Raw genomic sequence first — 8,964 nt, 5'->3', positions numbered from 1 at the left:
TCGAACCCGGCGACATCGTCATCATGGACAATCTCGGTTCGCACAAGGGCAAGGCCGTGCGCCGCGCCATCCGCGCGGCCGGCGCCAGGCTGTTCTTGCTGCCGAAATACTCGCCCGACCTCAACCCGATCGAGAAGCTCTTTGCAAAGCTCAAGCATTGGCTGCGCAAGGCTGCCAAGCGTACCGTCGAAACCCTCTGTGACGCCATCGGCCAAATCCTCGGCACCGTAACTTCAATCGAATGCAGAAATTACTTTATCGAAGCAGGCTATGCCCCAACCTAGATTCATCCCGCTCTAGTACCCAGCTTTGCGGTCCACCAGATGGTCGAGCTTTTCGCCGCGTTCGAAAGCATCCATCTGGCGCAGCATGATCGGCGCCAGGTGGACAGGATCGGAGGTCGCCGCCGAATGCGGCGTCACGAACACTTTGGGATGTCCCCACAGCGGGCTGGTCTTCGGCAGCGGTTCGACTTCGAACACATCGAGGCTCGCCTCCTTCAGCGTCCCGTCATCCAGTGCCCGCACGATGTCGGCGTCCTTCTGCAGGCGGCCGCGACCGGCATTAATCAGCACCGAGCCGCCGAGACCGTTGCGCTTCCTCAGTTCCTTCAGTACGCCGTAATTGATGATGCCATGCGTTTCCGGCGTCAGCGGCAAAAGCACCACCAGGATATCGGTCGCCTTGAGGAAGGGGATCAGTCCCGCCTCGCCGGAATAGGTCGCTACGCCTTTCATCGGCCGCTCGCTGCGTGACCAGCCATTGACGGCAAAGCCGAGCGACAAAAGCACCGAGGCGGCGGCGCGGCCGAGATTGCCGAGGCCCATGATGCCGACCGAAATGTCGCTGGCCGGCCGCTGCTGCGGCTCGTGCCAGATCTTTTTTGGCTGCTGCGACCGATAGAGCAGGCCGTGGCGGTGATGGTCGAGAACCCGCCAGACGACATATTCGGTCATGTACTGGGTGAGGTTGTCGGCGACGACCTTGACAACAGGCACATCCGGCAGCCCCGGGTCGGCGAAGATATGGTCGACGCCGGCACCGATCGAGAAGATGGCCCGCAGATTGGGCAGCGATGCCAGAATGTTCGGCTTCTGCTTCCACACCACCGCATAGGTGATCGACGGGTCGCTGGCGCCGTCCGGTTCCAGCACCACCTCGCGCTCGGCCGACAAGAGCTCGCGCCAGCGCTGCGGATGAAAGCCGGTGACGGCAAGCAGGATGCGGCCTTTTTCCATCAATGGAGTTTCCCTGTTATGCGTGCCCGTTGTCCAGGCTATTCGCTGACGATGCCGACCGGCGCCGTTTCTATCTTGAAGGCGGCCGAGATCAGCGCCCGAGTATAGTCGGTTTGCGGATTTCCAAAAATCTGTTCGGAAGGGCCGGCTTCGACGATCCTGCCGTTGCGCATGACGATGACATCGTTGGCCAGCGCCCGGATGACCTTGAGGTCGTGACTGATGAAGAGATAGGCGAGGTCGTGCTTGGCCTGCAGGCTGCGCAACAGGTCGACGACCTGTGCCTGAACGCTCATGTCGAGCGCCGATGTCGGCTCGTCCAGCATGACGAAGCGCGGGTTGAGCACCATGGCGCGCGCAATGGCGACACGCTGGCGCTGGCCGCCGGAAAACTCGTGCGGGTAGCGGTTGCGGGTCGCAGGGTCGAGCCCCACTTCCTTCAGCACGTCGGCGACGCGTGCGTCGCGCTGGTCGAGCGACAGTTTCGGCTCGTGGATCTTCAGGCCTTCCTCGATGATCTCGGCGATCGACATGCGCGGGCTGAGCGAGCCGAACGGGTCCTGGAAGACGATCTGCAACTCACGCCGCAGCGGCCGCATGGCGTTGAAGGAGAGCTGGTTGATGTCGCGACCGTTGAACTGGATGCTCCCGGTCGACGAGATCATGCGTGCCAGCGCCAGGCCGAGCGTCGTCTTGCCCGAGCCGGATTCGCCGACCACGCCGAGCGTCTGCCCGGCGCGCACGGTGACATCGATGCCGTCGACCGCTTTCACATTGTCGACGGTGCGGCGGAAGAAGCCCTGCTTGATCGGAAACCACACCTTGATGTCCTTGCCGGTCATGACAGGCTTGGCTGCCGCGTTGGCGGCCGGCGGCTTGCCTTTCGGCTCGGCGGCCAGCAGGTGGCGCGTGTAGGGGTGCTGCGGGTTGGCAAAAATGTCCTTGGTCGGTCCGGTCTCGACGATCTTGCCCTTGGTCATCACGCAGACCCGGTCGGCGATCTTACGCACGATGCCGAGGTCATGGGTGATGAACAGCATCGACATGCCTTTGCGGCTCTTCAGGCCGGCCAGCAACTCGAGGATCTGCGCCTGCACGGTGACGTCGAGCGCCGTCGTGGGCTCGTCGGCGATCAACAGTTCCGGCTCATTGGCCAGCGCCATGGCGATCATGACGCGCTGACGCTGGCCGCCGGACAACTGGTGCGGATAGGCGTCGAGGCGCTTTTGCGGATCGCGGATGCCGACCTCATTGAGCAGTTCCAGCGTGCGCGCCTTGGCTTGGCGGTCGCCCAGGCCTTGGTGCAGTTTCAGGATCTCGACGATCTGCTGCTCGATCGTGTGCAGCGGATTGAGCGAGGTCATCGGCTCCTGGAAGATCATGGTGATCTTGTTGCCGCGCACCTGCCGCAACTGCTTCTCGCTCATGGCAAGCAGGTCGGCGCCCTGGAACAGGATCTTTCCCGAGGGATGGCTGGCGCTGGGATAGGGCAACAGCTTCAGCACCGACAGCGCCGACACTGATTTGCCGGAACCGGATTCGCCGACCAGCGCCACCGTCTCGCCCTTGGCGATGTCGAACGAGATATGGTCGACGGCCAGCGACTGCTGTCCGCCTTGCGCAAAGGCGACGCTGAGGTCTTGTACGCTGAGCAGGGGCGCTTCGCTCATCGGAACGTCTTGCGCGGATCGAAGGCGTCGCGCGTCGCCTCGCCGACGAAGACCAGCAGCGACAGCATCAGCGAGATGACGACGAAGCCGGAAATGCCGAGCCACGGCGCGTTGAGATTGCGCTGCGCCTGCTTCAACAGTTCGCCGAGCGAGGCGGAGCCGGGCGGCAGGCCGAAGCCGAGATAGTCGAGCGAGGTCAGCGTCGAGATCGAGCCGCTGAGCAGGAACGGCAGGAAGGTCAGCGTCGCCACCATGGCGTTGGGCAACAGGTGCCGGAACATGATGGTGCGGTTGGGCACGCCCAGCGCGCGCGCCGCGTTGACATATTCGAAGTTGCGGGCGCGCAGGAACTCGGCCCGCACCACGCCGACCAGTGCCACCCAGGAGAACAACAGCATCAGCCCGAGCAGGATGAAGAAGCCCGGCGGCAGGATGGCGGCGACGATGAGCAGGAGATAGAGCACCGGGATCGCCGACCAGATTTCGATGAAGCGCTGGAACAGGAGATCGGTCCACCCGCCGAAATAGCCTTGCACGGCGCCGGCCGCGACGCCGATCAGGGCCGAGCCGGCGGTCAGGATCAGGCCGAACAGCACCGAAATGCGGAAGCCGTAGATGACGCGCGCCAGCACGTCACGCGCCTGGTCGTCGGTGCCGAGCCAGTTCCAGTTGCCGACGATGCAGGCCGGATCGGCCGCCCCTTGCGGATACTGGCTGCAGCGCGCCTTGGCGTCATACTGCCAGGACGGTTTGGCCGGTGCCGCTTCCGGAATGGCGTTGTTGACAGTCTGGTAGGAGTAGCGCACCGGCGGCCAGACCATCCAGCCATTGGCGTTGATCTCGTCCTGGATGACCGGGTCGCGATAGTCGGTGACCGCGTAGAAGCCGCCAAACTTTTCCTCTGGGTAGGCGACCAGCACCGGAAACAGGATTTCGCCCTTGTAGGAGGCGATGATCGGCTTATCGTTGGCGATGAATTCGGCAAACAGCGACAGCACGAACAGGATGAGGAAGATCCACAGCGACCAGTAGCCGCGCCGGTTCGCTCTGAAGTTCTGCAGCCGGCGCTTGTTGAGCGGCGACAGCCACGGCCGCACGATCCGCTCCGGTGCGGCCCCCCTGGTTGCGGTGGTGTCCGACATCAGACGTCTCTCCGCTCGAAATCGATGCGCGGATCGACCCAGGTGTAGAGCAGGTCGGACAACAATCCGACGAACAGCCCGAGCAGCGAGAAGATGTAGAGATTGGCGAACACCACCGGATAGTCGCGCTCGACCACCGATCTGAAGCCGAGCAGGCCGAGGCCATCGAGGGAAAAGATGTTCTCGATCAGCAGCGAGCCGGTGAAGAAGGCCGAGATAAAGGCGCCCGGAAAACCGGCGATCACGATCAGCATGGCGTTGCGGAAGACGTGGCCGTAGAGCACCTGCCGCTCCGACAGGCCCTTGGCGCGCGCCGTCACCACATACTGCTTGCGGATCTCTTCCAGAAACGAGTTCTTGGTCAACAGCGTCGTGGTGGCGAAAGCCGACAGCACCAGCGCCGTCAGCGGCAAGGTCATGTGCCAGAAATAGTCGATGATCTTGCCGGACCAGGACAACTGATCCCAATTGTCGGAGGTGAGGCCGCGCAGGGGAAACCAGTCCCAGAACGATCCGCCGGCAAACAGCACCATCAGCATGATGCCGAACAGGAAGCCCGGAATGGCATAGCCGACAATGACGACGCCGCTGGTCCAGACGTCGAAAGGCGTGCCGTCCTTGACCGCCTTGCGGATGCCAAGCGGGATCGAGATCAGATAGGACAGAAGCGTGATCCACAGCCCGATCGAGATCGACACCGGCATTTTTTCCAGGATCAGGTTGAGCACCGAAATATCGCGGAAATAGCTGTCGCCGAAATCGAAGCGCGCATAATTCCACAACATCATGCCGAAGCGCTCGAGCGGCGGCTTGTCGAAGCCGAACTGCTTCTCCAGCTTCTTGATGAATTCCGGATCGAGGCCTTGGGCGCCGCGATATTTTGAGCTGACATCACCGGCGACATCGACATTGGCGCCACCGACCGCGTCACCACCGCCGCCGCCGAGGCGATCGCTGCCGCCCTGGTTGGTCAGCCGGGCGATGACCTGCTCGACCGGGCCGCCCGGCGCGAACTGGATGACGGCGAAGGATATCGCCATGATGCCGAACAGGGTCGGGATCATCAACAGGATGCGGCGCAGGATATAAGCGCCCATCAGGTCTTTTGCCCTGCTTGAGCGAACATCTCAGCCTTTGCCAATTTTTGCCGCCTTGCCCTTATCGAACCACCACAGCGTCTCGACCGGAAAGCCGAAATCGGGCTTTTGCTCGACGAAGTCGAACATGTCCCAATAGGCGACGCGGTGATTCGCCAGATAGTATGTTGGAATCCAGTCTAGCCGTGCGCGCAAGACCCGGTCGAGCGCCCTGAGCGCGGTGACGAGTTCGTTTCGGCTTTGCGCCTTGCCGGCTGCCACGATCAGCGCGTCTATGGCCTTGCTTTCCGTGCCCGGATAGTTGCGTTGCCCCGGCGTTTTCGCCATTCGCGAATCATAGAGCATCTCCAGACCGTCTTCAGTCGGCGTCGCTCCGATCGACCAATGCAGCACGGTAAGATCGAAATCGAAATCACTGTGCCGCTGTTCATACTGTGCCGAATCGATTTGCCGGATCGAGGCGTCGATCCCGATCGCCTTCATATTCTCGGACCATGGGGTGAAGATTCGAACGATGCCGTCATCCTCTGCCAGCATTTCAACCTGCAGACGCTCACCCTTGTCGTTGACGACGAAACTGCCCGCACGTTTCCAGCCGGCTTGCGCAAGCAATCTCGAAGCCTCGCCCAGCAGCTTGCGGTCATGGCCCGAGCCGTCGGACAGAGGCTGCGTCACGGCTTCGCCAAAGACCTCTGGTGGCAAGTCGGCCCGGAACGGCTCGAGCAGGGCTAATTCGCCAGGCGATGGCAGACCTTCGGCCTTATAATCCGACCGTTCGAAGTTCGATTGAGAGCGCTCGTAAGAGCCGTAAAACAGGGCCCGCTTCATCCATTCGAAATCGAAGCATCTGGCGATCGCGCGCCGTACCCGCTCGTCGCGAAATTGGGGACGACGTTGATTCAGCGCCACGCCCTGCATGTCTGGCGTCTTCTCACCGGGAAATTCCCGTTTGACGATCTTGCCATCCTTCAGCGCCGGAAAGTCGTATCCGGTCGCCCATACCCGCGCGGTGAATTCCTCGCGAAAATGCGTGTCGCCTTTCTTGAAGGCTTCAAAAGCCGCCTGCCGATCAAGATAGAAGTCGATGCGGATGCGGTCGAAATTGTACAGTCCGCGGTTCACGGCTAGATCGCGGCCCCAATAGTCGGCGACGCGGTCATATTCGACAGTCTGTCCGGCTGCCACGCGTCCTATCTTGTAAGGCCCCGAGCCGAGCGGCGGTGTCATCGTCGAGGCATCGAAATCATTGGCCGTATAAAAGGCCTTGGACACGATCGGCATGGCCACGATCGCAAGGATGTTCTGCGGCGACTGCTGGCCGTTGAAGGTCAGGTCGAGAGTGGTGGGATCGACCGCGACCGCTTCCGTCATATACCGCAGCGCCTTGGAAAGGTTCGGATGGCCTTGGTCTTTGTAAAGCTTCAACGCGAAGGCAACGTCTTCAGCGGTCAGCGGCGAACCGTCGTTGAAGCGCACTTGCGGTCGCAGCACGAAGCGGAAGCCATTGCGGTCTTGCGACAAGGTGACGGACTCGGCAAGCAGGCCATAGACCGCATCCGGCTCATCGAGCGCGCTTGCCATCAGAGAATCGAAACAAAGCTCCGTTCGCGGCGGTGAATCTCCTTTCAACACCAGGGAATTCAACGTGTTGAAAGTCAGGAAGCTCTGATTCAAGGTGGCGTTGGGCGGCGCGAAATTCATCTGGCCGCCCTTGGGCGCGTCCGGATTGACATAGTCGAAATGTGCGAAGTCCGGCTTGTATTTGAGATCGCCGAAAGCCGACAGGCCGTGCAGTTTTACGCCAGTCGGGGCGGTGGCGAAGGCCCGGCCAGGCAGCAGGGCGGCGGCTGCGGCAGCGCCGCCCAATGCCAGAAAATCGCGGCGGGCAAGGACCGCCATCAATTGCCGCCCTTGTACTTGGCCGCCAGCGCCTTTTCCTTCTCGGGGTCGATCCACCAGGAATCGATGTCGGCGCCCACATAGGCGGGTTGCTTGTCTGGAAAGCCGAACTTGTCCCAATAGGCCAGCCAGACGGCGGACCGGTAATATTGCGGCACGACGTAGAAGTTCCACAGCAAGATACGGTCGAGCGCGTGGGTGGCGGCGACAAGGTCGTCGCGGTCGGTGGCGAAGATGATGCGGTCGACCAGCGCGTCGATGATCGGGTCCTTGATGCCCATCAGATTGCGCGAACCCGGCGCGTCGGCGGCTTTCGAAGTCCAGAAGTCGCGTTGCTCGTTGCCTGGCGAATCCGACTGCTGGAAAATCCCCGTGACGACATCGAAATCGAAATTGTTGACGCGGTTGATGTACTGCGTCTGGTCGATGATGCGCAGCGTGGCGTCGACACCGATCTTGCGCAGATTGTCGATGTAGGGGCTGGCGATCACCTGGTCGGTGTCGTTCCAGCCGAGAATTTCGAACCTGAACGGCACGCCGGTCTTGGCATTGACCATCTTGCCGCCCTTGATCACCCAGCCGGCCTTGGCGAACAGATCAACCGCCTGTTTCAGGTACTTTCGTTCCGCTTGCGGGGAATCGTAGACCGGCAGCTTGAATTCCTGGGTGAACAGTTCGGGCGGCAGCTTGTCGCGATATTTTTCCAGGATTTCCAGCTCCTTGCCTTGCGGCAATCCGGTAGATGCCAGTTCGGTGCCCTGGAAATAGCTCGATGTGCGGGTGTTGAAGCCGAAGAACAGCGTGCGGTTCATGCTCTCGAAATCGAACGGGATGGTCAGCGCTTCACGCACCAGCCGGTCCTGGAACAGCGGCCGCCGCTGGTTGAGGACGAAACCCTGCATCGCCTGTGGCGCCTGGGTCTGGAAGTCCTTCTTGACGACATCACCGGCTTGGAATGCAGGAAAATTGTAAGCCGTTGCCCATTTGCGCGAGCTGTATTCGCGGTTGATGTCTTCCAGCCCACCCTTGGTGAAGGCCAGCCAAGCGGCGTTGTCGTCGAGGATGTAGGTATAGCGTCGCGTGTCGAAATTCTCGCGGCCGATCTTCACCGGCAGTTTGGCTGCCCAGTAGTCGGGCACGCGCTGCCAGATGATCTCCGAGCCGGGCTTGAAACTGGCGATCTTGTAGGCGGCCGAACCGAGCGGAATTTCCAGCGTTGGCTTGGTCACGTCGCGCTTCTTGCCGTTGGCATCGGTGCCTTCCCACCAGTGTTTCGGCAGGACGGCAAGGTCGCCGATGATCTTCGGCAGTTCCCGGTTGCCCTTCTGATTGAAATGGAACTCGACCTCGCGGTCGGAGACGGCGACCGCATCGGTAACGTTCTCGAAATAGCGGCTGTATTGCGGGCTGTTCGCCTTCAGCACCTGGAACGACCAGATCACGTCGTCGACGGTAATCGGCTGGCCGTCATGCCATTTGGCGCGCGGGTCGAGCCGGTAGGTCGCGGAGGAATAATCGGCCGGATATTTGTAGGCGTCGGCGATCAACGGATGGCTGGTGCTTCCTTCGTCGGTCGCTTGCTCCATCAGCGTGTCGTAGAGCAGGCCGCCGCCAAACGCGACAAGGCCGGCAGCAGGCGATCCCTGGACGACATAGGGATTGAAGCTGTCGAACGTGCCGAGCAGCACCGAATTCAGCGTGCCGCCCTTAGGCGCGTTCGGGTTGACGTAATCGTAGTGCTGGAAATTGTCGCCGTACTTGGACTCGCCGATCAGCGATGAGGTGGTGCGCCATTCGTCGGCTTGCGACGCTTGCAATCCCGCCGCCAGCAGGGCTGCCGCCAGCAACGATTTGAGAAGCGTTCGGCCAACCGTCATGCACTGTCCTCTTCGCGCTGCGTGTCCATTCCAGAAAGGCA

7 protein-coding genes are annotated in these 8,964 nt (G+C 61.5%); 1 reads left to right on the top strand and 6 read right to left on the bottom strand.

Annotated elements, in window-relative coordinates; genetic code table 11:
• The coding region (locus AC0ZT5_RS28290) for a transposase (RefSeq protein WP_488499103.1) at positions 1–284 on the top strand (284 nt) is incomplete at its 5' end.
• Positions 285–296: 12 nt separating this feature from the next.
• Here the strand turns inward: AC0ZT5_RS28290 and AC0ZT5_RS28285 are convergent.
• Genes AC0ZT5_RS28285 through AC0ZT5_RS28260 form a run of 6 tightly spaced genes read right to left on the bottom strand, consistent with a single transcriptional unit; the run spans position 297 to position 8,923 of the window.
• Positions 297–1,238 carry a 2-hydroxyacid dehydrogenase gene (locus tag AC0ZT5_RS28285; protein WP_477282015.1) on the bottom strand — a complete coding sequence of 314 codons (942 nt, stop codon included), beginning with the start codon at positions 1,236–1,238 and terminating at the stop codon, positions 297–299.
• 38 nt (positions 1,239–1,276) lie between these two features.
• Positions 1,277–2,908 carry an ABC transporter ATP-binding protein gene (locus tag AC0ZT5_RS28280; protein WP_488499102.1) on the bottom strand — a complete coding sequence of 544 codons (1,632 nt, stop codon included), beginning with the start codon at positions 2,906–2,908 and terminating at the stop codon, positions 1,277–1,279.
• Complete coding sequence (locus tag AC0ZT5_RS28275) at positions 2,905–4,050, bottom strand: ABC transporter permease (RefSeq protein ID WP_488499101.1); 1,146 nt, start codon at positions 4,048–4,050, stop codon at positions 2,905–2,907. The genes AC0ZT5_RS28280 and AC0ZT5_RS28275 overlap by 4 nt, the downstream gene beginning before the upstream one ends.
• Entirely contained in the window at positions 4,050–5,147 is a 1,098-nt protein-coding gene (locus AC0ZT5_RS28270) for a microcin C ABC transporter permease YejB (protein WP_095082500.1), read from the bottom strand. The genes AC0ZT5_RS28275 and AC0ZT5_RS28270 overlap by 1 nt, the downstream gene beginning before the upstream one ends.
• A gap of 30 nt (positions 5,148–5,177) precedes the next feature.
• A complete protein-coding gene (locus tag AC0ZT5_RS28265) occupies positions 5,178–7,046 on the bottom strand; it encodes an extracellular solute-binding protein (protein ID WP_488499100.1) in 1,869 nt (622 codons plus the stop codon).
• Positions 7,046–8,923, bottom strand: a complete 1,878-nt coding sequence (locus AC0ZT5_RS28260) for an extracellular solute-binding protein (RefSeq protein WP_488499099.1) — start codon at positions 8,921–8,923, stop codon at positions 7,046–7,048. Before AC0ZT5_RS28260 ends, AC0ZT5_RS28265 begins: the two co-directional genes overlap by 1 nt.
• Positions 8,924–8,964 lie beyond the last annotated feature (41 nt).

This window comes from Mesorhizobium sp. CNPSo 4670, assembly GCF_057784235.1.
The sequence above is the reverse complement of the archived record's forward strand: the minus strand, read 5'-3'. Positions and strand labels throughout refer to the sequence as shown.